Source organism: Arthrobacter rhombi, assembly GCF_900163545.1.
Classification (GTDB): Bacteria; Actinomycetota; Actinomycetes; order Actinomycetales; family Micrococcaceae; genus Arthrobacter_H; species Arthrobacter_H rhombi_A.
The window spans coordinates 99,132-124,658 of sequence record NZ_FUHW01000038.1; the positions used below are offsets into that span (position 1 = coordinate 99,132).

At 63.4% G+C, this 25,527-nt stretch carries 27 protein-coding genes and 1 pseudogene; 18 read left to right on the plus strand and 10 right to left on the minus strand.

The window, feature by feature from the left end:
• Positions 1–7: 7 nt before the first annotated feature.
• Positions 8–1,093, plus strand: coding sequence for a redox-regulated ATPase YchF (gene ychF, locus FM101_RS10930; RefSeq protein WP_086999532.1), 1,086 nt, complete (start codon positions 8–10; stop codon positions 1,091–1,093).
• A gap of 192 nt (positions 1,094–1,285) precedes the next feature.
• On the opposite strand, the gene FM101_RS10935 is transcribed toward ychF, so the two are convergent.
• On the minus strand, positions 1,286–1,939 hold the full coding sequence (locus FM101_RS10935) for a nucleotide-binding domain-containing protein (RefSeq protein ID WP_086999534.1): 654 nt from the start codon (positions 1,937–1,939) through the stop codon (positions 1,286–1,288).
• Between the two features lie 200 nt (positions 1,940–2,139).
• Here FM101_RS10935 and FM101_RS15875 point away from each other — a divergent pair, with 200 nt between their 5' ends.
• From FM101_RS15875 to FM101_RS10950, 3 genes are all read left to right on the plus strand, one after another.
• Complete coding sequence (locus tag FM101_RS15875; protein WP_218778279.1) at positions 2,140–2,469, plus strand: hypothetical protein; 330 nt, start codon at positions 2,140–2,142, stop codon at positions 2,467–2,469.
• Between the two features lie 395 nt (positions 2,470–2,864).
• The gene (locus FM101_RS10945; protein ID WP_086999536.1) at positions 2,865–3,725 is read left to right on the plus strand and encodes a 3-hydroxyacyl-CoA dehydrogenase; all 861 of its coding nucleotides are present in this window, start codon (positions 2,865–2,867) and stop codon (positions 3,723–3,725) included.
• A 107-nt stretch (positions 3,726–3,832) separates the two neighbouring features.
• Positions 3,833–4,336 carry a DUF2254 family protein gene (locus FM101_RS10950; protein WP_086999538.1) on the plus strand — a complete coding sequence of 168 codons (504 nt, stop codon included), beginning with the start codon at positions 3,833–3,835 and terminating at the stop codon, positions 4,334–4,336.
• Positions 4,337–4,346: 10 nt separating this feature from the next.
• On the opposite strand, the gene FM101_RS16140 is transcribed toward FM101_RS10950, so the two are convergent.
• Together FM101_RS16140 and FM101_RS10960 are read right to left on the minus strand one after the other, a co-directional pair.
• Positions 4,347–5,009, minus strand: coding sequence for a uracil-DNA glycosylase family protein (locus FM101_RS16140; RefSeq protein ID WP_086999540.1), 663 nt, complete (start codon positions 5,007–5,009; stop codon positions 4,347–4,349).
• A 59-nt stretch (positions 5,010–5,068) separates the two neighbouring features.
• On the minus strand, positions 5,069–6,826 hold the full coding sequence (locus FM101_RS10960) for an oleate hydratase (RefSeq protein ID WP_086999542.1): 1,758 nt from the start codon (positions 6,824–6,826) through the stop codon (positions 5,069–5,071).
• A gap of 87 nt (positions 6,827–6,913) precedes the next feature.
• On the opposite strand from FM101_RS10960, the gene FM101_RS10965 reads away from it, so the two are divergent.
• The 4 genes from FM101_RS10965 to FM101_RS10985 all read left to right on the plus strand — a co-directional run bounded on the left by FM101_RS10965 (position 6,914) and on the right by FM101_RS10985 (position 9,153).
• Positions 6,914–7,630: a TetR/AcrR family transcriptional regulator gene (locus tag FM101_RS10965; RefSeq protein WP_218778280.1), complete on the plus strand. Its 717-nt coding sequence runs from the start codon at positions 6,914–6,916 to the stop codon at positions 7,628–7,630.
• A 428-nt stretch (positions 7,631–8,058) separates the two neighbouring features.
• Positions 8,059–8,340 carry a type II toxin-antitoxin system RelE/ParE family toxin gene (locus FM101_RS10975; protein WP_086999544.1) on the plus strand — a complete coding sequence of 94 codons (282 nt, stop codon included), beginning with the start codon at positions 8,059–8,061 and terminating at the stop codon, positions 8,338–8,340.
• A complete protein-coding gene (locus FM101_RS10980) occupies positions 8,315–8,635 on the plus strand; it encodes a HigA family addiction module antitoxin (protein ID WP_087000027.1) in 321 nt (106 codons plus the stop codon). The genes FM101_RS10975 and FM101_RS10980 overlap by 26 nt, the downstream gene beginning before the upstream one ends.
• The gene (locus tag FM101_RS10985; protein ID WP_179204306.1) at positions 8,632–9,153 is read left to right on the plus strand and encodes an AAA family ATPase; all 522 of its coding nucleotides are present in this window, start codon (positions 8,632–8,634) and stop codon (positions 9,151–9,153) included. The genes FM101_RS10980 and FM101_RS10985 overlap by 4 nt, the downstream gene beginning before the upstream one ends.
• 199 nt (positions 9,154–9,352) lie before the next feature.
• Here FM101_RS10985 and FM101_RS10990 read toward each other — a convergent pair whose 3' ends face one another.
• Genes FM101_RS10990 through FM101_RS11000 form a run of 3 tightly spaced genes read right to left on the minus strand, consistent with a single transcriptional unit; the run spans position 9,353 to position 11,385 of the window.
• The gene (locus tag FM101_RS10990) at positions 9,353–10,120 is read right to left on the minus strand and encodes an SCO1664 family protein (protein WP_086999548.1); all 768 of its coding nucleotides are present in this window, start codon (positions 10,118–10,120) and stop codon (positions 9,353–9,355) included.
• Complete coding sequence (locus tag FM101_RS10995) at positions 10,120–10,668, minus strand: DUF3090 domain-containing protein (protein WP_086999550.1); 549 nt, start codon at positions 10,666–10,668, stop codon at positions 10,120–10,122. Before FM101_RS10995 ends, FM101_RS10990 begins: the two co-directional genes overlap by 1 nt.
• 24 nt (positions 10,669–10,692) lie before the next feature.
• Positions 10,693–11,385 (minus strand): histidine phosphatase family protein, encoded by a 693-nt coding sequence (locus tag FM101_RS11000; RefSeq protein WP_086999552.1) that lies wholly within the window; start codon positions 11,383–11,385, stop codon positions 10,693–10,695.
• A 285-nt stretch (positions 11,386–11,670) separates the two neighbouring features.
• Here FM101_RS11000 and FM101_RS11005 point away from each other — a divergent pair, with 285 nt between their 5' ends.
• From FM101_RS11005 to FM101_RS11030, 5 genes are all read left to right on the plus strand, one after another.
• Entirely contained in the window at positions 11,671–12,111 is a 441-nt protein-coding gene (locus tag FM101_RS11005; protein WP_086999554.1) for a YtoQ family protein, read from the plus strand.
• An 808-nt stretch (positions 12,112–12,919) separates the two neighbouring features.
• Positions 12,920–13,582, plus strand: coding sequence for a hypothetical protein (locus tag FM101_RS11015; RefSeq protein WP_086999556.1), 663 nt, complete (start codon positions 12,920–12,922; stop codon positions 13,580–13,582).
• A gap of 188 nt (positions 13,583–13,770) precedes the next feature.
• Positions 13,771–14,289 (plus strand): PD-(D/E)XK nuclease family protein, encoded by a 519-nt coding sequence (locus FM101_RS11020; protein ID WP_086999558.1) that lies wholly within the window; start codon positions 13,771–13,773, stop codon positions 14,287–14,289.
• A 113-nt stretch (positions 14,290–14,402) separates the two neighbouring features.
• Positions 14,403–14,804, plus strand: a complete 402-nt coding sequence (locus FM101_RS11025; RefSeq protein WP_143269276.1) for a hypothetical protein — start codon at positions 14,403–14,405, stop codon at positions 14,802–14,804.
• 288 nt (positions 14,805–15,092) lie between these two features.
• A complete protein-coding gene (locus FM101_RS11030; protein WP_218778281.1) occupies positions 15,093–15,494 on the plus strand; it encodes a methyltransferase family protein in 402 nt (133 codons plus the stop codon).
• An 84-nt stretch (positions 15,495–15,578) separates the two neighbouring features.
• On the opposite strand, the gene FM101_RS11035 is transcribed toward FM101_RS11030, so the two are convergent.
• From FM101_RS11035 to FM101_RS16220, 4 genes and pseudogenes are all read right to left on the minus strand, one after another.
• A complete protein-coding gene (locus FM101_RS11035; RefSeq protein ID WP_086999564.1) occupies positions 15,579–16,181 on the minus strand; it encodes a cytochrome b in 603 nt (200 codons plus the stop codon).
• Positions 16,171–17,277 (minus strand): catalase family peroxidase, encoded by a 1,107-nt coding sequence (locus tag FM101_RS11040; protein WP_086999566.1) that lies wholly within the window; start codon positions 17,275–17,277, stop codon positions 16,171–16,173. Before FM101_RS11040 ends, FM101_RS11035 begins: the two co-directional genes overlap by 11 nt.
• Before the next feature lie 534 nt (positions 17,278–17,811).
• Positions 17,812–18,501, minus strand: coding sequence for a GntR family transcriptional regulator (locus FM101_RS11045; protein ID WP_086999568.1), 690 nt, complete (start codon positions 18,499–18,501; stop codon positions 17,812–17,814).
• Positions 18,502–18,882: 381 nt separating this feature from the next.
• Positions 18,883–19,302: pseudogene (locus FM101_RS16220) on the minus strand (GNAT family N-acetyltransferase); the annotation flags it as partial.
• A gap of 172 nt (positions 19,303–19,474) precedes the next feature.
• On the opposite strand from FM101_RS16220, the gene FM101_RS11055 reads away from it, so the two are divergent.
• The 5 genes from FM101_RS11055 to FM101_RS11075 all read left to right on the plus strand — a co-directional run bounded on the left by FM101_RS11055 (position 19,475) and on the right by FM101_RS11075 (position 25,290).
• Entirely contained in the window at positions 19,475–20,167 is a 693-nt protein-coding gene (locus FM101_RS11055; protein ID WP_087000029.1) for an SDR family oxidoreductase, read from the plus strand.
• A gap of 69 nt (positions 20,168–20,236) precedes the next feature.
• On the plus strand, positions 20,237–21,076 hold the full coding sequence (locus tag FM101_RS11060) for an arylamine N-acetyltransferase family protein (RefSeq protein WP_086999571.1): 840 nt from the start codon (positions 20,237–20,239) through the stop codon (positions 21,074–21,076).
• Positions 21,073–21,933 (plus strand): alpha/beta fold hydrolase, encoded by an 861-nt coding sequence (locus FM101_RS11065; RefSeq protein WP_086999573.1) that lies wholly within the window; start codon positions 21,073–21,075, stop codon positions 21,931–21,933. Before FM101_RS11060 ends, FM101_RS11065 begins: the two co-directional genes overlap by 4 nt.
• A gap of 157 nt (positions 21,934–22,090) precedes the next feature.
• Complete coding sequence (locus FM101_RS11070; protein WP_342744384.1) at positions 22,091–23,005, plus strand: NADP-dependent oxidoreductase; 915 nt, start codon at positions 22,091–22,093, stop codon at positions 23,003–23,005.
• Positions 23,006–23,502: 497 nt separating this feature from the next.
• Complete coding sequence (locus tag FM101_RS11075) at positions 23,503–25,290, plus strand: ABC transporter family substrate-binding protein (protein WP_086999577.1); 1,788 nt, start codon at positions 23,503–23,505, stop codon at positions 25,288–25,290.
• The last annotated feature ends 237 nt before the right edge of the window (positions 25,291–25,527 follow it).

Genomic DNA, 25,527 nt, shown 5'->3' on the forward strand with positions numbered 1-25,527 from the left:
GTCTCCCGTGGCACTTACTATCGGAATCGTCGGACTGCCCAATGTCGGCAAGTCAACCATGTTCAATGCACTGACCCGCGCGCAGGTTCTCGCGGCGAACTACCCGTTCGCCACGATCGAGCCCAACGTCGGCGTCGTTCCGCTACCGGATGAGCGGCTGAAGGTCCTGGCCGGGATCTTTGGATCCGAGCGAATCCTGCCGGCGACGGTGTCGTTCGTGGACATCGCAGGAATCGTCAAGGGTGCCTCCGAGGGGGAAGGGCTGGGCAATAAGTTCCTGGCCAATATCCGCGAAGCAGATGCCATCTGCCAGGTCACCCGGGCCTTTGCCGACCCAGACGTGGTCCACGTCAACGGAGAGATCGACCCCGCAGGTGACATCGACACCGTCGCCACTGAGCTGATCCTCGCCGACCTGCAGACGATCGAAAATCAGTTGCCGCGACTGGAGAAGGAAGTCAAGGCCAAGAAGGCCGACGCCTCGTTGCTGACAGCCATCAAGACGGCGCAGGAGGTCTTGGAAACGGGCACCACGCTGTACGCCGGTGCCGCAGCGGCCAAGCTCGACCTTGCCGAGATCGCTTCGTTGCAGCTCATGACCACCAAACCATTCATCTACGTCTTCAACATGGACGAAGAGGCCCTTGCCGATGAGGCCCTGCGCACCCGCCTGAGCGAGCTCGTGGCTCCGGCCGAGGCGATCTTCCTGGATGCCCAGTTCGAATCGGACCTCGTCGAACTCGAAGAGGACGAAGCCGCCGAGATGCTGGCCGACGCCGGCTATGAGGAGTCCGGTCTGGATCAGCTGGCCCGCGTCGGGTTCAACACCCTGGGGTTGCAGACTTATTTGACGGCCGGCCCGAAGGAATCACGTGCCTGGACGATCCCGCAGGGGGCAACCGCACCCCAGGCAGCCGGAGTCATCCACACCGACTTCCAGCGTGGATTCATCAAGGCGGAAATCATTGGTTTCGAAGACCTGGTTGCTGCCGGGTCAACCGCCGCTGCCAAGGCCGCCGGCAAGGCGCGCATCGAAGGCAAGGAATACATCATGAAGGACGGCGACGTCGTGGAGTTTAGGTTTTCAATCTAGCCTCTGGCGTGGGGACGAGCAATTTCATGTATCGGCAAGCAACCTGTCGAAGAAGTTGGAGCTGCTCACACCACCATTGTCCCCGGTGGGCTGTCAGACGGGCGAAGGCCAAGCAGGCCGCTCCTGAGACGGACAAGAACCTCGGCGGCATCGTTGCCAAGGTCTTGGCGACGGTGGGTGTTGGAGAGCGTCTCAGCGCGGTTGAATGATCACTGGTTGGCGATCCTTGGCGACGCAGACGTTGTTCTGGACGATGTACATCTCGACGTAGTGGCTCCCCACAAACGCCGTGCTCTCGTATCGGGTGTCCCCGCCCACTATGACGTCACCACGTGGCTGGCCTGCCTGGACAGCTTCCGAACCGTGGTTCTTCACTTTCCAATAGACCTCGTAAGGTCCTGTGACATCTAGGTCTCGCAATTCGAAGTCGATTGTTCGATCCTTCTGCACTCGGTCTTCGCGGCGGGGTAGGTCGTACGCTCGTACAACTCCGGCGCGGCGGACCCTTCCGAACAAGGTGACGCGATTCTCCAATCGGATCGGAATGCGGAGCATTGTGTCGATGAACTGCTCGGCGGGCAACGACTTCTGCGCAGCCTCGACAGCCGGCTTATTGAACGACGGTCCGAAGGCGTCCTGCCAGGCTGCCACGGAGTCGTTGATAGTCTCAGCGTCGTACGCCTCCCGCATCTTCGTGGCGTAGTGGAGAATCTGGGCCCGGAAGTTCGAGCATCCATCCTGGTCCCATCGTTCCCGGAAATCTCGGCCGGTGCTTGCCGGATCGTAAATCGACGGCATCGTCGGGTTGGACTGAAGGTAGTCGTTGAGGTCTTCGATGACGTGCACGAGCGCTGTCGCGATGTCGCCGTATTACTCCGGATCGTCCGCGGAGCGCCAGCTCTCGATGGAGTTACCGACTAGGATTGTGAGTAGCACGGACTTGATGGAGAACGTCGTTTTCGTATCGCGCAGGTACTTCAGTAGTCGCAGTGCTGCCTCAAGGCGACCTCCACCAACGATGCGGGGGCTGGCCTAGGGTGGGCGCCATGGCGAAGCCCCTCGCCCGCATCGCGGGCGACCTCCTCGACGAGCACGGCACCACCTACGCCCAGCAGGCCAGCATCGATCTGGCCGATCGCCCCGCGCCCCTCTTCCAGCTGCTCGTGCTCGCCAACCTCCTGGCCGCGCGGATCGGGGCGGACATCGCGGTGGCCGCAGCGCGTGAGCTGTGGGACGCCGGCCTCACCACCCCGCGCACATGCGCGCCTCGACGCACTGCCAGCGCGTCGCCGCGCCGGCTACCGCCGCTACGACGAGAGCACTGCCACCCGCCTGGGCCGCATGTCCGAGCAGCTGCTCGCGGACTACGGCGGTGACCTGCGCCGGCTGCGCGCAGCGGGGCACGCGGAGCCCGCGGCCCTGAGCCGCCTGCTGCGCCCCTTTCCCGAAATCGGGTCCGCCGGGGCGCAGATCTTCCTGGGCGAGGTCCAGGGGATCTGGTCCCTCCCGCCGGTCTTCGATTCTTCGATGCCAAGGCGCTCGAGGGCGCGCGCCGGGCGGGGCTGCCAGCCGAGCCCGAGGCGCTTGCCGGGCTGGTCGCGCCCGCCGACCGGGCGCGGTTCGCCGCCGCGCGCTGCGGAAGTAGCCCCGGACGCTAGGGGAGCGGGCGCCGGGCCGCGCCCTTGCCGAGCGCGGAAAAATGAGTACACTCAAAAATAGGCGCGCAGGTTGCGCGGCTGCCGCCCCCGGCGGCCCATCGAGGAGGAACACCATGAGCGACATCGCCCGCGTCACCGTGCTGGGCGCCGGAGTGCTCGGCGCCCAGATCGCCTACCAGACCGCCTACTCCGGCTTCGACGTCACCGTCTACGACATCGGCGACGAGGCCCTGAGCGCCGGCCGCAAGCGCCTGGACGCGCTCGTCACCGCCTACCGGGCTGAGGTCGAGGGCGCCACCGAGGCCAGCACACAGGCAGCGCTCGAGCGCCTGGCGATGACGACGGACCTCGCGCGGGCCGCGGGGAATGCCGATCTCATCATCGAGGCCGTCCCGGAGCGCCTCGACATCAAGCGCGAGACCTACGAGAAGCTCGCGGCGCTCGCCCCCGAGCACACGATCTTCGCGACGAACTCCTCGACCCTGCTGCCCAGCGACATGAAGGACTTCACCGGGCGGCCCGACCGCTTCCTCGCCCTGCACTTCGCCAACCAGATCTGGAAGTTCAACACCGCCGAGGTCATGGGCACGGCGGAGACGAGCCCCGCGGTCTTCGACACGGTCGTGGAGTTCGCCCGCGCCATCGGCATGGTGCCCATCCCCGTGCTCAAGGAGCGCCCCGGCTACGTGCTCAACTCGCTGCTCGTGCCCTTCCTCAATGCGGCCCTCGACCTGCCGGCGGGCGGCTACGCACAGCCAGAGGACGTCGACAACGTCTGGCGGATCGCCACGGGCGCGCCCATGGGACCGTTCCAGATCTACGACGTCGTGGGCCTCGGCACCGCCTACAACATCCTGTCGAGCGGCGATGAACACAGCCAGCGCCTCGCCGCCTGGCTCAAGGAGCACTACATCGACCGCGGCCGCATGGGCGCCGGCGCGGGCGGCGGCTTCTACGACGACCCGCAGGGCTGAGTCCCGCCCGCTCTGTGGTGGAGGTGGGCCGCGCTCGGTAGGCTCGACCTGCCGCGCCACGGTGCGGCGGGCGCGCCGCCGGGCGGCCCGGTCGCGAGGAGGTTCGTGTGGGTGCAGCGCTGAGGGACGGCGATACCGAGGCGGGCCCGGCCCGCCGGGAGACCGCCGCCGACCGCCGCGCATGGGCGGCCATGTGCCGCCACGCCCGCGTGCCCACTATGTGGGGCATCCCCCTGCGCCTCTTCCTGCTCGCCCTCGCACTCGGCGCCGTGCTGCTTGCCCCCGACCGCGCGCTCGCGCCGCCGCTTCACTACCCGCAGCTCGACGCGGGGGGCGTGGGCTCGCTGCTGGGCATCACCTTCGGGGCCATGGTCACCTTGGCCGGCCTCGTCTTCAGCGCGCTGACGGCCGCCATGAGCCTGGGCGTCACCGCCCTGTCGGTGCGCATCTCGCCGGTATTCCAGGCCGGTCGCGTCATGCAGTGGGGGCTGGGCTGCTTCGTGGGCACGTTCGCCTATGCGTTCCTCATCGCGCTCTCGATCGCGGTGGGCGGGGACGCCTATCGCCCCTGGGCCTCGACCGTCGGCGCGGTGGCCATCACCGTGGGCTGAGGCGTCATGTTCATCGCGGTCGCCGTGCGCGTGTGCCGGCTGCTCGACCCCGGCGCGCTGCTGCGCCACCTCGCCGCCGAGGGCCGCGATTCCACCCGCTACGACCCGGCCCGCTTCCACACCCGCGCCGCGGAGCTCGCCACCGGCACCGCCGCCGGCGGCCGCCCGGTTTGCCGGCGCCGCCGCGCCCCGCGGGGGAAGTCGTGCTCGCCGTCAACATCCCGCGCCTGCTCGACTGCGAGGACACGTGGGGCATGCGCATCAGCTGGGCGGCGCGCGCCGTGGTCCGTCCCACGAGGTTGGCGATCCCGATCCCGCGCTCGGCCAGCAGGCGCTCGTCGTCCGGGCTCAGCCCCCGCGAGGCATCGACGGTGCGGGGGAGGATGACGGCCGCAGCGAGCGAGGGCCAGAAGCGGTTGCCCGGGCGCGCGAAGGGGGCGTTGACCGCGGTCGTCCACGGGCTCGGGTTGATGCCCACGATGAGCAGGCGCACCAGGCCCGCGGACTCGGCATCGCCGGGCAGCGGCAGCACGTCGTCGCGAGCCGGGCCGTCCGCCGCCGCGGCGAGCTGGGCCGGCGTGGGCCGCGCACCGGCCAGCGGCGAGGGCCGGCGCCAGGGGCGCCAGGCGGCGGGCAGGCGGGATTCGGAGCCGAGGGGAGCGGTGGGCGACATGAGACCAGCCTAGGCGCGCCTCGGGACCGGGCCCGAGGCGCACCCGCGGTGGGCGGGGCTCAGATGAGGCCGTGCTCCTCGAGGAGCTGGCCGATCTCCCCGTGCTCGAGCCTGCCGCGCAGGTAGCCGCGCAGCGCGGCCGGGCCGGGCATCTCCACCTTCTTGCCGTCGCGCATGCGCGCCGAGGCCTCGAGCAGGTCGCGCACATCGTACGTGGAGCCCCAGGTCTCCGGCACGCCGCGCTCCACGTCGAGGAGTTCGTAGACGGCCTCCATGCCGGTGCGCACCGAGTACTCGGTCGTGAAGATCGTGTCGCGGCCGGTCTCCGCGAACTGCCCGAGGAACGCGAAGTTCGTCGCCCCCTCCGGCACGACCTGCGGCCGGTCACCCGCGCGGCGGGGCATGAAGAAGCTCGTCACGTAGGGCATCATGACCGGCACGCACCGGGCGCCGGTCGCCGCGAGCTCGGGGATCTCCTCGACGGGCACGCCCAGGTGGTAGAGCCACTCCTGGGTGATCTCCTCGCCGGTGCACTGCGCCAGGGGCTTCTTCACGTAGTCGCCGTCGACGTCGACGAACAGGCCGTAGACCCAGACGACGATTTGATCCTTCGGCTGCTTCTTGAAGTGCGGCTGGCGGTTGACCGTCCAGCTCAGCAGCCAGGAGGAGTCCTCGGCGGTGACGATGCCGCCAGTGACCACGCGGCCGCTGAACGGATCGCGCTGGGCGATGCGCTCGATATAGGCCGGGATGCGCTGATCGAGCGTGGTGACGGTGGCCGACTCCCACTTCGTCTCCTCGATCGAGGAGCAGAAGACCTCTGGACGCCCGAACGACGGGTCCTTCTTCGCGATGCGCTTCCACAGGTCCCAGGCCGGGGCCGGGGCCTCGTTGAGCACGGCGGCCGTGTGGTGGTCGCCGTCATCGGAGTTGTCCACCAGCGAGCCGATCGTCATCAGCGCGAGGTCGTGCTCACCGAGCTCGATGGTCTCCTCGGCGCCGTCGCGGCGGCAGTGGATCGCGGTGGCGCGGATCTCGCCGTTGCGGTGGGCGAAGTCCACATCGAGGACCTCGGTGCCGGAGCGGAAGACGACGCCGTGCTCGGTGAGGTAGTGCATGAGCGGCAGGACGAAGGACTCGTACTGGTTGTACTTCGTGAACTTCAGCGCCGTGAAGTCGGGCAGTCCGCCGATGTGATGGACGAACCTGTGGAGATAGAGCTTGAACTCAAGCGCGGAGTGCCACTCCTCGAAGGCGAACATCGTCCGCCAGTACATCCAGAACGGCGAGTCGAGGAACTCACGGCCCATCACCTCGTCGATGCGCTTGCCCTCCATCTCCGCACGCTCGGCGAGGAAGATCCTGAGCAGATCCTTCTGGGCCCGCTTCGGCAGGTCGAAGCGGCCCTCGTGGCCCGCATCCTCGCCCCGGCGCACGGTGGCCCGACGCAGCGAGTAGTTGGGGTCATCCTTGTTGAGCCAGTAGAACTCGTCGAGCACGGAGGCGCCCTCGAGCTCGAGGGAGGGGATGGAGCGCATCATGTCCCACAGGCACTCCATGTGGTTCTCCAGCTCCCGGCCGCCGCGGATGACGAAGCCCTTCTCCGGGACGTCGAGGCCGTCGAGCGCACCACCGGCGATGTCGTCCTTCTCGAGGATCGTAACGTTGGCACCGGGGACCCCGGCGTCGCGGATGAGGAAGACGGCCGCCGCGAGTCCGGCCAGCCCGCTGCCGACGATGTAGGCCTTCGTCTCCCGCGCGTGCTGTGCGGGGCGGGGACGCGCGAACGCCTCGTAGTTACCTGCCGTGTGCTGCATGATCCATCCTTCCTGAAGCGTGCCGGATGCCGATCACCCGGCGTCGATATTGAGTCTACTCAGAATTGAGTCGACTACAATGTCCGCATGGGAACTCGGGATGACACGGAGCTGGCGCCCTCGGCGATGCTGGGCAGGCGCGAGCGGGCGAAGGCGGAGAAGCGCGCCCGCATCCTCGCCGCGGCGCGCGCGCTGTTCGAGGAGCGCGGTTTTGAGCGGACCTCGATGAGCGAGGTCGCGCGCGCGGCAGATGTGGCCGAGGGCACTGTCTTCCAGCACGCGGCGACGAAGGTCGAACTGCTCATGATGGTCGTCGATGCGCTCTGGGGAGCCCACGAGCGCGCGACGACCACCACTTCGCTCTCTGCGTTCGCCGCGCCCGGCACCGCGACGGCGGGCGGGGAGACCGCGGAACGGATCGCGGAGCTGATCTCGCCGCTCGTCACCGCGATGCGGCGCTGGTCCGAGCTTGCGACGTGGGTCGCGCGCGAGATCCTCTTCGGTGCGGACATGCCGCATCGCCGGCGGGTCCTCGACCGCGTCGATCGCCTCGAAGAGCAGATCGCCGCGCGCCTGAAGGACGGCCGGGCCGACGCTTCCGGTGCGATCGGAGCTGCGCGGGACGGTGCGACAGGCACTGCCGTCGAGGAGCCCGGTGCGGCGGCCGGCGCCCGCCTCATCGTCGCCGGGGTGCTGGCCGAGCTCAACCGCTCCCGGCAGAGACGGATCGACGGCGAGGACGTCGATGTGGTGCTCCGCCGGCTCATCGACCTCGTGGTGGCGGGGGCGGGCGCCGCCCGGTGACCCGGAAGCCGTCCGGGCCGGTCGGGCAGCCGTTGGCACCGGCCGCCGCCGCCGCGATTGCCCACCGCGCGGCCGGCAGGCGCGTGCCCGCCCCCGGTCGTGTAGGCCCCCACGGTCAGGTCCTCGCCCAGCAGGGCGGGGGAGATGGCGCCATCGGAGAACTCCACTGCCGGAGATGTCGTTGTCCTCGTAGACCCCTGCTGGAGTCCATCCTCTAGCCTTGATGAGCGCCTCGGCGTCCTCCCTGTGGCGGTCCACACCCAGGCGACGGTTCTCGCGATCCTGAGAGATCCGCAGGTAGACGGCGGCCCGCCGAGGCTCAGCACTCATGGAGTCAATCTACGTCAAAGGTTATTCGGCTACCGAACGTGGTCGACTTCCGGTTTAACGTCTAGCGTTATTGACGCGACGCGTTATACACTGGACGTGTGATCAGGTCGTTCGGTAGCAAGGACACTGAGCGAATCTGGCACGAGCAGTTCGTCAAGGGCGTTGACCGCCGCGTGCAGCGGGCGACTCTGCGGAAGCTCGAGCTGATCCACGCCGCGAAGGACGTGGAGGATCTCCGGATCCCGCCGGGGAACCGCCTGGAGCGGCTCGTCGGTGATCGTCGAGGGCAGCACAGCATCCGCGCCAACGCGCAATGGCGTCTCTGCTTCGTCTGGAGAGAGGGAGGTGCGGATGATGTCGAACTCGTCGACTACCACTGAGAACGAGATGATCGAGCCGATCCACCCTGGGGAGATCCTCATGGAGGACTTCATCGAGGGCTTCGGGATCACACAGAACAAGCTCGCCGTGTCCATCGGTGTGCCGCCACGCCGGATCAACGAGATCGTGCACGGCAAGCGTCGCATCACGGCAGATACGGCGATCCGGCTCGCACGGTACTTCGGGACGTCCGAGGAGCTCTGGATGAGTCTGCAGTCCAACTACGAGCTGCGGCTCGAGCGGCGGGCGCTGCGAGACAAGGTTGCCGCGATCACGCCGCTGGCGGTCGCGTGACCGGTCGCCTCCTCGTGCTCTCCGGCCTCCCCGGGGTTGGAAAGACGAGCATCGCCGGGGTCGTCGCTGCGCGCACGGGGTCGGTCCACCTGTCCGTCGACGAGGTGGAAGAGTCGATCCTTGCCTGCGGTCTGCCACCAGGGTGGCAAGTCGGCGTTGCCGCTTATGAGGCAACGCGTGCGATGGCAGAACAGAATCTGCGGCTCGGTCACGATGTCGTTGTCGATGCTGTCAACGACAGTGAAGAGGCTCGGCAGACCTGGCGCACTGCGGCCTCGCGAACAGGTTCACATGTCGACTTCGTGTACCTCGGGATCTCCGATGTGCATGAGCACGAGCGGCGGCTCAGCGGCAGAGATCGCGGTCTCGCCCATGTCGGCGAGCCGTCTTGGTCGGACGTGCAGCGCCGGCGCGCTGACTATGCGGCGTGGTCTGATGCAGTCTTGGAGTTCGACACGACATCGCAGTCTGCGGACGAGGTTGCAGCCGCGATCACCGCGTGCCTCGACTCGACATGAGACGACGTCGTCGCTGATGGTTCTCCGTGCCGGAACTCGGTCGACTTCCGCTTCAACGTCTAGGTTCCGGTCTGCCTGAAACCTATGTTCTTGACGGCGGCCCCCTGCTTATTGCCACCCGTGTCACGACGAAATAATGCCGTGCTCATTGTGGGGCCTCACTTCCGGGGGACTCAGCTTGCGGAGCCAGTGGGGCGCCTTAGAAAAGGGGCCAAGGCACCGCAGACATCTCACCGCGTGGGGCCGGAAACCTGCCCTCTGAGAGCAGCTGTGTGCAACGTGTAGCGAGAGATGCGAGTTCCTCGACGCTGAGCAAGTCCGCCAGTTCTTGGCCCAGCCCGCCCTGAAGCCCCTCGCTGACGCAACCTATGCCGTCGCGTTCATCGTCGGTGAGGGCTTCTCCCAGCCACCCCCACAGCACCGTCCGCAGTTTGTGGTCGCTGTGGAAGGTGAGCCCATGGTCCACACCGTGTCGACGACCGCCAGCCATCGCAAGAATGTGGTCCCCTTTGCGGTCGGCATTGTTGACGATGATGTCGAATACCGCCATGCGCCTCAGCGCCGGCGAGTCTTCGTGAACGAGCGCGACCTTCCGTCCGTTTTCATCGCGCCCCTCAAGAACGTGTTTCCAGCCTGTCTCGGGAACCTCGTCCGTGGTGACCAGGTCGACAGCGTTTTGGGATCGGTCCCGCTCCTGCCAGAGCTGCACCATTCCTTCGCCCATCGGCCCATCGCGCAGCCAAGTGCGCGGCACGATGTCCCCGCCGAGAGCCTGCGAGACCAGATATGCGGCCACTTCCCGATGAGCCAAGAGCCCCTGCGGAAAATCCCAGAGCGGAGTTTCTCCAGCTATCGGCTTATAGACAACCACCACATCGCCGATGGTGCCGAGGAACGTAGCGTTGGACGCCGTCGTGATGCGACCGGTGAGAGTCAGCTCGGCTGTCGCGAGGTCCGGCGTCGCCATCAGACCTCGGGAGTGGGACAGCTGTGCCCGTCAGCGTCTACGGGATAACCACAGAACGGGCATATCGGACGACCAGCCCCCACGATCTCGCGGGTGCGCTTGGTGAACGCGCGGGCGGTGCCGACCGGCATTCGCACCCGAAGCATTTCCGGGTCGTCAGTGTCATCCTCGACAAGCCATTCACCGTTGCCATCAGCATCAGTGATGGGGTAAGCCTCCATGACGATTTGGGCCGTGGTCGGGTCCCAACCTAAGCCCACAGCTCCGGTACGAAACTGCTCCTGGACGGCCTCGAGCTGGTCATTGTCGACTAATTCAACGGGAGTGTTCGTGGGAACACTGAAGGGGTTGCCCTCGATGGTGATGAGCTGGTCGAGAATTTCGTCGATCTTCTCCGCGAGCAGAGCAGACTGCTGCTTCTCGAGGGCGATGCTGACGATCTGCGCTCCCGCGCGCACCTGCAGGTAGAAAGTACGCGCCCCCGGAAGGCCAAGGGTGCCAACGACGACCCGATCGGGCCAGTCGAACTCGTGAACACGTGTAGCCATGTCAGTATTCTAGGCGCATGTGGTTCATGGCGCCTTTTGTCCTGCACCGCCGCCCACCGGGGCATCGCCAGAAAGAGTGGTGGTAGTCAGCCACGATAGATCGCCCGCGTGGGTATTGGTCGCGTAGACGTTCGGCCGACTCGTCCCGTAGTGCACGATCGATACAGAGGCGGGGCCGACGTTAATACGCTGGAACAGGTCAAGGTGCATGCCAAGCGCATCGGCAAGGATTGACTTGATGATGTCACCGTGGCTGACAGCAACCCATACGGCTTCTGGGCCGTACTCGGCTTCGAATCCTGCATCATGACGTCGAATTGCTGCCACTGACCGGGCCTGCATCTCTGCCATTGATTCGCCGTCGGGGAAGACGACGGCGGACGGTTGGGTCTGTACCAACGGCCACAAATCCTCGGTCGCTAGATCGCTGAGTGCACGGCCCTGCCATTGGCCATAATCGCACTCTGTCAGGGCCGGATCGACCAATGTCTTCAGCGCGCCCGTCTGGCGCTCGAGGATGTACGCGGCTGTCTGCTGACAACGCTCAAGTGGGCTCGATACCACCCCGGCTATAGGCACGGGCGCGATCCGGTCCCCGGTCAGAGCGGCCTGGTCACGCCCGACCGAGTCCAGGCTGACACCGGCGGCTCGGCCGGCTAGCAGGCCAGTGGCATTAGCTGTGGTGCGGCCGTGCCGCACGAGAAGAACTGTCGCCATCCACCCAGCCTAGTCACCCGTTAGATGAGGGGTGTGAACCGGGCGGGGACACGAGTTGACAGTTCATGCGATGGACGGGATGACCAGAGGGGGTGGCCCGTGACGTATCGGGGTCGACTTCCTCCCTGGCGTCGGGCATACATTGGCTGACCTCGTACCGCAGTGGCGAGGAACCCAGGGCTTGTCATCTTCGGCCGGCCGTTGGAACTTTCCCTCGTTCTGTTGGATGGTTGGCTGAAGGGCCAATTTCAGGTCCATTCGACATTTATGAAGGAGCATCCAACCATGACTTTTTCCGTCTATCTTTCCGGTGAGATTCACTCCGACTGGCGTGACGAGATCCAGCGTGGTGCACAGGCTCTCGGGCTCGACGTGGAATTTACCTCGCCGGTGACCGACCACCCTGCCAGCGACGCCGCGGGTGACCACCTCGGGGAGACCTCCAGCCAGTTCTGGCGTGATCACCAGTCCTCCAAGGTCAACTCCATTCGTACGCGCACGTTGATTGAACAGAGTGATTTGGTGGTGGTGCGCTTCGGGGATAAGTACAAACAGTGGAATGCAGCCTTCGATGCCGGCTACTGCGCCGCGCTGGGTAAGCCATACATGACGTTGCACGACGAAGATATCGTCCATCCACTCAAGGAGGTCGACGCCGAAGCCCAGGCTTGGTGCAAGACCACCGATCAGGTGGTACAGACACTGCAGTACGTACTCAAGGCATAAGCCAGCGGTTGCTTGGTGCGGTAACGCGGTCGACTTCCAGCTTCAGCGTATCGCCGCGTTCCGGTTCAACCTTTGAAACTGGGCTGGCATCGGACCGTGATGCATGAACTTTGTGCTGCTGTTGCGTGCACGCCGGATCGACCGGGTTATTGGAGTGCTTCGAAGGCGTCGGCCAACGTGGCGATGGACTGACGCCCACAAAGCTCGCTGGTCGCGCCGCTCCGTAGCTGCGCTTCGACGTCCCTCATGTTCTGGCGCACCTCATCCTGCTGTGCACTCGTGCGCCGAAACGGGCTGTTCGTCCTCCTGGCGATACGTTCGATGAGAGCCTCGACCTGAGTACTCAGCAGCACCACGTGGTCGAACCGATCATAGAACCCACTCTGGTTCTCGACTCGTCCCAGATACTTCCCGGCAGCTGCCAGTTGTCCTAGTCCGTAGCACCGGTGAGGTGTCTCCGAATGGCAAGCGCTGCGAGCAACGTCGACTTCCCGGGCCCGGACATGCCCGGGGCCTGGACTCGAGGTCTGTAGCCCCCTGGGGCTTCTTCGGGCCGGATCCCGGACGACTTCCGCTTCAACGTCTAATTCGGGGAGGGCAGTCGGATGCATCCTCTGGCCGGCGGTGCGAGCCGTCAGGGCAGATCACCTCGGATGAGAGGAGTCGGTTTTGAAGATGCGGACGTTGTGGAAAGCACCTTTGAAGCTGCGGTCACAGTGCTGGTGCAGACCTTGCCAGCCGTGCGCTACTGCCCTAAAAACGGTACATATGCCGAGGGACGACGGCCGTCCTAGAGCCTTGTTGTAGCGTGGTCGATGTGGAGAATTCAAGGGCGTTCATTCGGGCACTGGAAGAGCTGCAGACCACTGAGGCAGTGACGATGGCGGGAAAGCCCGCCGGCTGGTCGACGGCGAGACGATGGTTGTTCTTGGTACTCATCGGGCTCGTGAGTCTGGTCGGCTTGGGTATGGCCATCGCTTTGGGCGTGGTTCTGCCTGCCGAGAGTCTCCGGGTCACGGGGATGACCATTTTCGGCATCATCTCGGTTTACGCCATGCTCTTCGGAGGGCTGGCCCTACTGATTACGACGTATCGGCGGCAACTCGAGTTCGCTGATCTTGAACGCGAAGAGGTCAGGCTTGAAGCTCGTGGAATGACGCTGCGCGGTATTGGTCCGATTCCCTGGCAGGATTTCGTGCCAGCCAGGAGCATGATGGTGCGCGCCGAACATAGCGGTAATTACACCCTTCGCGCCGTGATGCCGTTGACGCAGCCGGGATTCGTCAATGTGAATCAACGGATGCCTCGGCAATTGCGCGGGCGTATCTCACCAGCCGTGGGACCGTTCTGGAACCGCCGCCACCGCTGGATCTATGTCCCCGGAGTGGAAGGGATGTCAGAGGGAGCGGTGATGGAACTGATCAACACGGCACACTGGATGTTTGGCCAAGCTGTTCACGCTCAACCATGAGCTGGCAGCGGGTCAACGTAAGGCCGGATCCCGCGCGTTCTTCGGCATGCGTCCTGGTCTGTTCAATAGAGCCGGGTCGATTGCATGACGCTGCGATGAGCATAGCCGCGAATTAACAACCTCCGATGACATTCATAGGGAGGATCCGTCACTAGGTGCCATGGGCCGCACGCACCGGAGGAGGCGCGATGACTAACGATCTCGTGACGGGCATGCTTCCGGTGTTCGGAAGATCCTTGGAGCCAAGATTCAATGTCTTCGACGTGATGCATCACGGATTCCACGAGAAGCAGATCTCCAATGTGTCCAGGTGGCTTCTGGAACCTGACGGTTCGCACCGCCTCGGTGGCACCTTCATGAAGATCCTCATCGACGAGGTTAATTCTCAGAAGACCGGTGGAGAACCGCTTCCAGACAGCGGCTACTGGGTCCGGCACGAAGTGAACACCGCGGCGGTGGACGAGCCGGAGGACATTGCCGATCTGGTGCTCGAGAGCGATGCCACGGTGCTCGTTGTTGAGAACTACTTCACCTCCGATGGCCCTGGCCATAGCTACGATGGATACTTGGCCTACGGCCTACGGCCTACGGCCTACGGCCGACGCGACGGGCGTAGAGGCGTTGTCGTGCTCCTCTGCCGCGACGGTGATGAAGCGCTGCAGAGCAAGGCTGGGAGAACGCGCCAGTCCTCACTTACAGCGTGTTGATCGAGCGGCTTCGCGAAGTTATTGATCATGACACCGCATACCGGCGGCGAAGCCCGGACGCCTATTCGCTCATTGACCAAATGCATCAGAGGTTTTCGGTCGGGAGGGGACCCGTGGACGAGCAAGATGTGATCGGTTTCGTCGTCGCGATGTGCGCGACGGGCGAAGCGCGAAGATACCAGGCGAAACGGCAGGACGTCGCGGCAGAAAAGTTCGCGAACGACCTGGCTGTTCAAGCGCGTGAGCGTTTCGGTGAGAGTCCGCTGCAGCTCAAATTCGGCCCCTCTGCATGGTTTGCCAATGAGCAGGACCCAAACTGGAGGCAGACGGTACCTGAGGTGTCAGTCGACTACTCACATATTTTTGTCACTCGCGCGCAGACCCGTGAAGTTCGGCAGAGCAACGTCATCATCAGTGAGGTGCTCGACGGGCTTGAGAATTCCGATACGAGACGTCATGACGAGATTGTGAGTCTCAGGGGGAGCGATCAAAATCTGCCTTCCTCGCAGGAGTAATCGATGCCCGGGTGGACTCGGCGGCTACGTCGCAGTTTAGATTCGGGTGCCTGACACTTCCGGGATGTCCGGGCGGTTTCCCAGCTCGGGGCCCAGCGTTGTGCCTCGTTCTCGAACTGATACCAAATGTTGCTGGTCGGACATCGGAGAGATTGGTCTACTAGGAAACCTGGTGTTCCACCGTAGTGAATACACGTTTGGAGCGGAGAAATGAGCATGGTCCCGATTCCTCCCACAGCATTGGTTGCGGGCCTGAGCGGGCAATATCTACTGTCTCGTCACCGGAAGGTGTCGCCGATATCTGTGGTGTTCGCTGGTGCCGTTTCTCTGGCGTCGGGATCGCTCGCCGTGGGGAGTCTGCGCGAATTCCTGCGTCAGCGCACGAGCTTCGACCCGGTCGATGTCGAAGCCCCCACGTCCCTCATCGTGAGCGGCCCGAACCGGCTGAGTAGGAATCCTATGTACGTCGGCATGGCTGGTCTGCTGGTGTCCCAAGCGATCCTGCGTAGATCCACCATCGCTGTGCTGCCCGTGGCCGCTTTCGTTCTGGTGATCGATCGGTTGCAGATCCCCGCCGAAGAATCCGCGTTGGGCGCGAAGTTCGGGGCCGACTACAGCCGCTACCGTCGCTCGGTGCCCCGTTGGCTGGGCCGAAGTTCGTTGAAGGGGTTTGGGCGGGAGGCTTCCTGATCCGGGGGTCGGTCTGGTTATAGGTCTGAACCTAGCGCATGGCACGGTCACCGACCCGCCCGCCTACATACTCTCTCCGCACGGCTACTTCGCCACCTCTTCCTCGGCTGTCGGCTCTTCGGCAACGGCCGTGTCTTGACGGGAGGGCCAGAGGGACATTCGATGCAAGAGCTTGTCCCGCAGAACGAGGGTGTGGAGCAGGACGGCACACATATGGGCGGTGAAAGCTGCGAACAGCAGGTATGCCAGAATCGTGTGTGTCTGCCGCAGGATCGTAAACACCAGGGGGCTGTGCGGGGCCATCGCCGGCAACTGGAATTGCCCGAAGAGGACGATCGGATCCCCGGCGGCCGAGAGCATGGCCCAGCCCACGACGGGTTGGATGAGCAGCAGCGCATACATCAATAATTCGGAATACTTTGCCGCCTGGCGTTCCACGGGCCCCATGGAACTCATGAACGGAGGGGCCCGGTGCAAGATCCTGTAGACGAGGCGGATCAGCACCAGGGCCAGGATGGTGATGCCTAGCGGTTTATGGATGGCCAATAGGAGTGGTCGGTAGACGAGGGAAGCCATCATGACGGCGGCGATGAAGAGCTGGGCCACCACCAGGATGGCCATGGTCCAGTGAAGCAGCCGGGAGGGGAGGGCGAAACGTTCGGGTGGATAGTTTGTCTTAGTGCTCATCGAGGACCTCTTCCACCTTGATCTTGCTCGGCTGTTTCGACTCGCTGGTGCGTCGGGCGAAGGACCGCGCATAGACGGAGGAGCGTGCGTTGAGCAGGGGATCGTCTAGAGCCGTGATGCCCTCTGGCAGGATGAGTGGATCGAAATTGATGTCTCGGGCATTGCCCCGGTCTTCGGTCTGCACGGAGTCGAGGGTCAAGGTGCCCACATCTTTTGTTTTCCGGTCATCTGGCCAAGGTTTGGTCGCATCGTTTGTCTGGTCCTCGGGTTCGCCGATGGTGAGGATCAGACGCCATTGCAAGGGGGTGTCCGCCGTGGCACGGATGAGTGATTCGAAAAGGTAGTCCTGGCCCGATGGCTGCGGCGGGGTTGCTGGTTTCACGGGTTGTTCGGGCAGCATTTTCCACCGAACCGGAACCGTTTTGCCGGCCTCGTTGGTGAAACCGAAGGCGTTGAGTCCGTGGAACGTGCTGTTCTCGAACCCGGAAGTAGGTGGCTGCTGGTGGACGATCTTCATGGCAGCAACGGTTTCGGGGTGGTCTGACAAATACTCCTTCAGCTTCCGGGGGTCCGGTTTCCCGGTCTCCGGGTCGGGTTTGGAAACGAGGAGCCGATCGACGAAGTTTTGTGGGGTGCTGTCCAGGAACACGGGAATGTTGACCATGGCGGTACGCCATTGCTCACCGTTGGGAAGGCTGAAGAGCAGAGCCATTCCTCGGACGACGGCGTCGCCATCCGGTGCACAGGGTAGACCGCCGGAGAGTGAGAACCGACCGGTCACAGGAATTCTGCCGGGGCTGAAGACCGCCGCTGTGGACACGGCCGCGCCGGCTCCGTTGCTCGTGAAGTACCCGGAAGCGCTGAGTCCTTTCGCATGATTTCGCCGGAAACCGTCATGTTGACCGAACACCGTCTCGAACCGATCAGCAAAGCGTGAAGACGTCAGCTGTTGGGGCGTGAGTACACCGCGTGCGTAGCCGTATCCGCCGACCGTTACCGCACCGATCCCGCCAACCGCTGAAAGTCCTAGGAGGACCTGGCGGCGGCTAACGGCCCGGGATAAGGGAGAGTGGGTGGGACTTCGTTCATCGTTCATCGTTGATCTGCTCCATTCGTGACTTGGTCTAGCTGCGGCGCCTAATAGGCGGATTGGTGAACGCGAGCTCGCCGGGCGTCTGCGTAGAAAATGCTGATGAATCCGCTTTCCCAGTTGCGTGCCACGGCGTGGAGCACCCAGAGGGTGCCACCCAGGATGCGGGCGCCCAAATGATCGTCTGCGATCTGGATGAGCTGGTCCGGTGGGGAGGCGATAGGGGAGGGGCGGGTCAGCTTTAACTGTCGAGGCGGGCTGCCCGCAGATGGTTCTTCTTCCGGTCCGGCTCTGGGGGCGTCGGCCAGAACATTTCGGGGACGTGCGTGGTTGGGTAACCACCGTGGCGGTCGTCTGGGATGAAGGTCATTTGTCGATACGGGTGGCGGAGAGACAGCGGATTTCCTGAACCTCTGTGATGGTCAATGACCACAAAACGTAAGTGTCAATTACAGATCTTATTCTTGATTTGATTAAATTAAACTGTAATGTCAGAGAAGGAGGGTGTCAACGATCCGGCGTGGTGCAGCTGTCGGCCCGCTATGCGGAGGGGCGGTCCTCGAGCCGGGCCAGATAGTCTGCCAGCGCACGACTGGCTTCGCGTACATGCGCGCGGGTGGCGTTCTCGGCGTCCTGCGGCGATCCAGCTTTGAGGGCCTTGATGATGGCGGCATGTTCTTCGAGGGCGATTTGAACACGTCCGGGAACGCGGGAGGACACGTTGTTCCCGATGCGGACCTGGCCCAAAAGGTTTTCAGCCAAGGACAATAAGCGATGGTTCCCCGAGCTTTGCCAGATGGCTTTATGAAATGCCAGATCGAGGTCTCGATAGGCCGAGATGTCGCCCTCTGACACGGCGTGGCGTTGTTGTACCAGTAGTTCTTCCAACGCGGCGACGATATCGCTGCGGGATTCCAGCTCGGCGACGCGGCGGGAAGCCACGCTATCGATGACCTCCCGGATCTCGTAGATCTCGAGAATATCTTTACGTCCCAGCTTGGGGACGAAGTAGCCGCGGTGCTCCTGGGCAACCAAGAGTCCTTGCCGTTCGAGGGCGGCCAATGCAGTGCGAATCGGTGTGGGGGACAGGCCCAACGATTCGGTCAGCGGCTGGACGGTGACACGATTGCCGGGGGCCAGCTCGCCGGAGAGGATGAGTCGACGAAGGTGCTCGTAGGCAATCTCGACGTAGCTATTGCCGCGTACCGGCAACGCGTCCTCGATCACCATGGTCGATCTCCTCTGAATATTCCCTGAGGCCACGAGCGGCCCGAGGTGTTCTCGTACTCACACCGTAGGGAGATTGTATTAGAAATCTAAATCGGCTGGGTCTGTAACCGGTCATGGTCTTGCCCCGCCGCGGTTATGGCTGGCCCCTGGTTCCGCCCCGATCGCTATCTTCCGGGCGTTTCCCCACGGGGGATCAGGCATTGAGCCGCGTCGTCTGGTCCTACGCGGACGGGCGCTGCGCATATTCGACCGCATGACGCAGCGGCACTTGCTGGGACGAGCAACTTCGATCAGCCCGGCAGCCCTGAACATCTGCGCCGTGCCGACATGGAGGTCCACCGTGATGGCCTCAGCGGTGATCCGTGGGTAGGCCTCGATGGTTCTTGCCCCCCAACGTCGGGCGTGTGCCACGGCTGCAATGGCCAGCGAACTGGCAATACCCTGTTGGCGATATCCCGCCCGGGTCCAGAAGCAGCTGATTGCCCAGACGGAGGTGTCCTCAGGCTGTTCGTGACGGCCCCGCCACGCGGTGTGGTTGGGATTGCGCAGAAGAGCGGAATAGGAGGGGCGCGGGGCTACTGCGCACCAGCCCACGGGTTCCTGATTCATGAAGGCCAATAGACCTGGTGGTGGCTCCCTGTGGCTCTGGTCGTGTAGGCGAAGACAGAGCTCATCGGCAGGCACTGTGTCGAGGGACTCGCCGGGCTCGAGTTTGTAGCGTTGGCACTGGCAGCGCGAGGCCATGCCGCGATCCCCGAACACGGTTTGCACCTCGTCCCACGAAGCGACGTCGGTTGACATGATCCTCAACTCCACATTCAAAAGTCCAGGACTCCTGGCGCGTAGCGGATAGGGATGAAGGAATAACCAGAGGCTCAAGACGTTGTGCCCAGTGGAAGCCGCCACCGGACCCCGAACAGAGGCGCGGGTGGTGGACGCTCTCGGCGCCAAAGCGGCGCAATCGGAGGTACGTGTGTCTACAGCAGAAAAAGGCCGTGTCGTTATTCTGGGCGGTCATGGCAAGATCGCCCTTCTGGCAGCCCCCAAACTCAAGGACGCCGGCTACGCCGTTGAATCCGTGATCCGCTCAGAGGCTCAGTCCAGCGATATCGAAGCCGCTGGAGCCAGCCCGGTAGTTCTGGACCTGGAAAATGCCGACGCCGAGGCCCTGAAGCAGGCGTTTTCCGGTGCACAGGCAGTGGTCTTCTCGGCTGGGGCCGGCGGAGGCAGCCCGGAGCGGACCCGTTCCGTCGATTTTGAGGCCGCGGCGCGCACCATGGACGCTGCTGAAGCGGCCGGGGTCAAGCGATACGTCATGGTCTCCTATGCGGGCGCCGGCGTTGACGTCGACCGGCTCGACCCCGAGGACGCGTTCTATCCTTATGCGCAGGCAAAGCACGACGCCGATGCACATCTGAGGCAGTCAGGTCTCGATTTCACGATTCTTGGCCCCGGACGGCTCACCCTTGAGCCAGCCAGCGGCAAGATCGTGCTCGCAGATTTCGACGGCACCATGAGCGGCCATGCGCCCTCGGGCGACCAAGCAGTGACCTCACGGGAAAACGTCGCCGAGGTCCTGACACAGGTGCTGTCGGCCAACTCGGCAATCCGCCAGACGGTGAATTTCTACGATGGCGATACCCCTGTTCCTCAGGCCATCGGCTAAGCCCGACGGCTAAAGAAGCGGCGCCCGGCCCCGAGTTGGGCGCCGCCGGTTACCGGTATCCTCATCAGCATGGCCACCACGCGAGATCCACAATTGACGGGCTCGTCCTGGCACCTGGATTCCTTTGATATCGATGCCTACCTCTCCGCGGTCGGCGTCGAGCGGGAGAAGCCGGGACTGGAGTTCCTGGAACGGCTGATCTGCGCGCATCTGGAAACTTTCCCCTTCGCCAACATCGATATATTGCTTGGCAGCCATCCAGGCGTCGAACCGGTCAACGTCCAACGGCAAATCGTGGACCGTCGACGCGGAGGATACTGCTTTGAACACGCCCAAATATTTGCCGCCGTCGCCGCAGACCTCGGTTACCGCGTCCGCCGGCAACTGGGTCGGGTGCACTCGCCATACAACACGCGGACCCATATGACCGTGGCCGTCCTGACCGAAGAGGCCTGGTTCCTGACAGATCCCGGATTCGGCTTCAGCATCCGTGGGCCGCTTTCCTTGCAACACGGTGCACACAGGAACGACGGCGGACGCGTCTTCAGCATCAGCCATGATAGCCAAGACGGAGTGGATCGCTGGTCGCTCCACCGCGACGGCGGACTGCAGCACGTGACGGATGGTTTGAAGGTCCAACCGGCAGATGTGCGTTCCGGGCACCTTGTCACGTCGACCAGTACCACCGCCGGGCCATTCACCCGGGCATTGATCGCGTCCCGATTCACCGCCGACGGGCATGTCACGGTCACCTCCGGTACCCGGACCGTCCGACGCAACAGCCAGCCCACGCGCCAGGAAACGATCACTACCGCCGAAGCCGTGGACGGCGTCCGGGAGCTCGGGGTCTCATTAACCAGCGACGAACAAAACAGGCTGCTGCGGGTCCTTGAGGGGTGGGCACCATGAGAGGGGCTGCGGCACCGGATGCCGTGGAACCAGCACGTAGTGACGGGGCAATCACGAACCCGAAACCCTGGATCCAGCGTCGAGGCACCGGAACTCCGCTCGTGATAATTCACGGCAATGGGGTCGACCACCGGCTGCTTCTGCCACTGGATCCCTGCCTGGCTACACCGGGTGACTGGGAGAGGATCTACCTTGACCTCCCCGGATTCGGGAAAACAGCTGCGCTGGAAGAACCGGGAGGACTGCCCGAACTCCTCCACTGGCTCCGCGGGACGATCTCCGACCTGGTGGGTCATGAAGAATTCGCCCTCCTGGGGAATTCGCTCGGTGGACTTCTCGCCGGCCGCATCGCTTCGATGTTCGGGGGACAGGTGCTCGGATTGGCCTTGCTGGCTCCCGTGGTTCACCCTAGGCAGCGGGACCGCAGGGTGCCGCTGCGGAGCATCCTGCACCGTGATCCTGGGTTTCTGCAGTCGCTCGACCCGTCGGATGCCCATGAATTCGAACAGATGACGGTGTATCAATCCGCCGAATCGTGGGCGGCTTTCCGTGACACCGCACTGCCGGGAATCCGCACCGCAGACACAGCGGCGGGGATTCGCCTGGCCCGTGGATATCGGCTCGATGACGAGGTCGGGCCCGATACGCCGCCACTGACGTGTCCGACGCTGATCCTCACCGGACGCCAGGACCATATCGTGGGATTCGAAGACCAGATCGGCCTCCTGCAGAGATACCCCCACGCAACCTACATGGCCCTCGACGGCGCTGGACATAACGTGCATCTGGACCAGCCTGGCCCGGTCGACATCCTCCTCAAGGACTGGATCCGACGAATCCGTCAAGCGGCGTTCTAAGGGACTTCGCGCTTGGAGACTTATCTCCTAGATTTTTTCCGAGGAACGATCGGCTCGTCGAGACTCGTTGAGGCGGGACTGTACCGGTCGTGCAATGACCCGGTGTGCCGCCAGGAATATCCGGGCCGTTCCCAGAGTTGGGTGCCATATGCGAGCAATGACCTATAGCAAGTACGGAAGCAACGACGTTTTGGAGCTCACCGAACTGGACCTGCCCAAGGTCGGTCCCGGGGAGGTGCGCATCCGCGTGACTCACGCCTCGGTCAACCCTGTTGATTGGAAGATCATGTCAGGGGGCCTTGATGGACTCATGGATGCATATTTTCCTGTCATTCCCGGATGGGACGTGGCGGGAGTAGTCGACACCGTGGGACCCGACGTCCCGGAATTCACCAGCGGTGACCGGGTCGCCGCCTATGCGCGAAAGCAGGTGGTCTCCGGTGGAACCTTCGCTGAATACGTGACGGTCTTCGCCGCGGATGTTGCCGCGATCCCGGCAGGCGTGCCAAATGCTACTGCGGCCGCACTGCCCCTGGCGGGGCTCACGGCACAGCGGAGTCTCGAAGCGCTCGACCTACGCCCGGGTGAACGACTGTTGGTTCACGCAGCCTCCGGGGGCGTCGGTACCTTGGCGGCCCAACTGGCCATCTCCGCCGGGGCGGAAGTGGTCGGCACCGCATCCGCGGCGAACCATGAGAAGCTGTCCGCGCTGGGTGTCACCCCAGTTAGCTACGGAGACGGGTTGAGCCAGAGGCTGCGCGAAATGGCCCCCGAAGGTTTCGATAAGGTCGCCGACTATGCGGGAGGAGTCCTTGAAACGACGCTGTCGGTGCTGAAAGAAGGCGGCCGCCACGTGTCGATCGCCGATCCGACCGTCACCGAACATGGTGGTCGCTGGCTATGGGTCCGCCCCGACGGTCCACGGTTGGGTGAGCTGCTGGCCCGTGTGGCAGCAGGGACTCTCGACGTCGCGATCGGTGGGGTCTACGGACTCGAAGAGACCGCTGCTGCCTTTAGTGCCTCTCAACAAGGAACGGCCCGCGGGAAGCTCGTTCTGCACATCGCGGACTAATCCGGTCACACCCCGAAGCGAGGCCGCGTCCAGGGGCGCGGCCTCGCGTGGATTTCGCTTCCGGACCAGAGGGCTCGTATCACCGCACCACCGCTCATGCAAAGATTAAATTCGACGTCACCGATATGGGGTTCGGAGACCGACGATCGGGTGTCGCGTCAAATGGGCAGCGAGACACGCCGTCATTGATTGGGAAGCTTTACAAAATCTTCGAGGATCCGCTTGATGGCGGGGACAAGTAGTTGACAATCCCCAATCTGAAGCAGACCCTTGATTTCTCGCGGGAGGATCGATGTTGTCGCGACCCTTCGAATGAATGTGACCATCGTCTCGCAAAGTTGCGACTCCATAACAACAGAATCTGAAGCGAGATTTTTATATCCAAGGGGCCCCTCCGCAGTCTATGGTTTCTCTATGTGAGACAGGCCACTCCTCGTGGTCTGTCGCAGTCAAGTGGATCGCTCGGCTGGAGAACACACCTAACTCAAGGAGGCGGAATGCGTTTCACACGTATTTCCAAGGCAGTCGCGATTGGTGCGACCGCCGCCCTGGCGCTGAGCGCATGCGCGGCCAGCACGGGCAGCAACGACTCGTCGTCCGGGGCCGCTGAAGGCGAAGGCAACGGTGGCGAGATTCGTGTCGTCGAAGTGAACGCATTCAGCTCGTTCAACGACAACACAGCCAAGGGCAATGTGGATATCAACTCCAAGATTGCCTACACCACCCAGTCGCAGTTCAACTACATCGACAATGACCTGAAGGTGCAGAAGAACGAGAAGTTCGGCAAGTACGAGGTCGAGTCCGAGGATCCGCTGACCGTGAAGTACACCATCAACGAGGGTGTCAAGTGGTCGGATGGGGAGCCGGTGAACGCCGATGACATGATGTTGGCATGGGCCATCCAGTCGGGTCACTTCAATGATGCGAAGACCGACGACGCGGGCGAAGTCACCGCCGGGACCAACTACTTCGACTACGCCGGCGACACCTCCGGACTGGCGCTGACCGACGTCCCGGAAATCGGAGACGACAACCGGTCGATCACCTTGAAGTACTCCGAGCCCTTCGCCGACTGGGAAACCAGCTTCGGCATGATGGGCGCTGCTCATGTCGTAGCCGAAAAGTCCGGCATGAAGACCGAGGAACTCACGGATCTCATCAAGACCGCACCCAAGGGCGATCCGGCCAAACCCGCCAAGAAGCCGAATGCGAAGCTGAAGAAGGCCGCCGACTTCTGGAACACGGGCTTCGACACCAAGTCGCTGCCCTCCGACGAGTCGCTCTACCTCTCGGATGGTCCCTTCATCGTCGACAAGATCGTCGCTGACCAGTCCATGACGCTGGTACGGAATAAGGACTACGACTGGGGACCGGAGCCGAAGGTCGACTCGATCGTCGTCCGGTACATCGGTGAATCACCGGCCCAGGTCCAGGCGCTGAAAAACCAGGAAGTCGATATCATCGCTCCGCAGGCCTCGGCCGATACGTTGGAGTCGCTTGAGGCCCTGGGTGATCAGGTGGTCGTGGATAAGGGAGACCAGCTCTCCTATGACCACATCGACCTGAACTACAACGGCGTCTTCAAGGACGAGGACGTCCGCAAGGCGTTCATGCACACGATTCCGCGTGAGCAGATCGTCGACACGATCATCAAGAAGCTGAACCCGGATGCGAAGCCGCTGGACTCCCAGCTCTTCGTCCCCGATAACGACGGCTACGAGGAATCGGCGAAGAACAACGGTTCAGCCGACTACCAAGAAGCCGACATCGAGAAGGCCAAGAAGCTGCTTGACGGTAAGAAGCCGAAGGTCCGCATCATGTACAGCAAGGACAACCCGAACCGTGCTGATGCTTACTCGCTGATCGCCGCATCGGCGAAGAAGGCGGGCTTCAAGGTCGTCGATGGTGGTCTGGGAGCTTCCGAGTGGGGCAGTGCCCTGGGCGGTGGCACCTATGATGCCACCATCTTCGGCTGGATTTCATCGGGCGTCGGCGTCACCGGTGTCCCGCAGATCTTCGGCACGGGCTCGGCATCGAACTTCAACAAGTTCTCCAGCAAGGAAGCCGATTCGCTCATGGACAAGCTCATCGTCACCACCGATGAGAAGGAACAGACCGACCTGCAGGTCAAGATCGACAAGTTGATCTGGGACTCGGGATACGGGCTGCCGCTCTTCCAGTCGGTCGGCGTTGACGCCTATGACTCGAAGGTTGAAGGCGTGAAGTACATGTCCAACCAGACCGGTGTCTGGTGGAACTTCTGGGATTGGAACCTGAAGAAGTAGCTACGTCGGGTAACCGGATATAAGTGCCGCTGAGGCGCCGGGACCATGATTCACGGTCCCGGCGTCTCAGTGTGCCGCTACAAACTCCGGTGGAAGGGATTCCACCGATTGGTCGGGCAGATAGCCCGCCCCGTAGTTCCTTGACCGGGCCACGAGAAGTGATTGGGTTTTCCCTCCTTCCCGAGTGCTGTGAGGTGAACTACACTTCAGCAAAAGTACTGCCGGGTGATCCCCGGT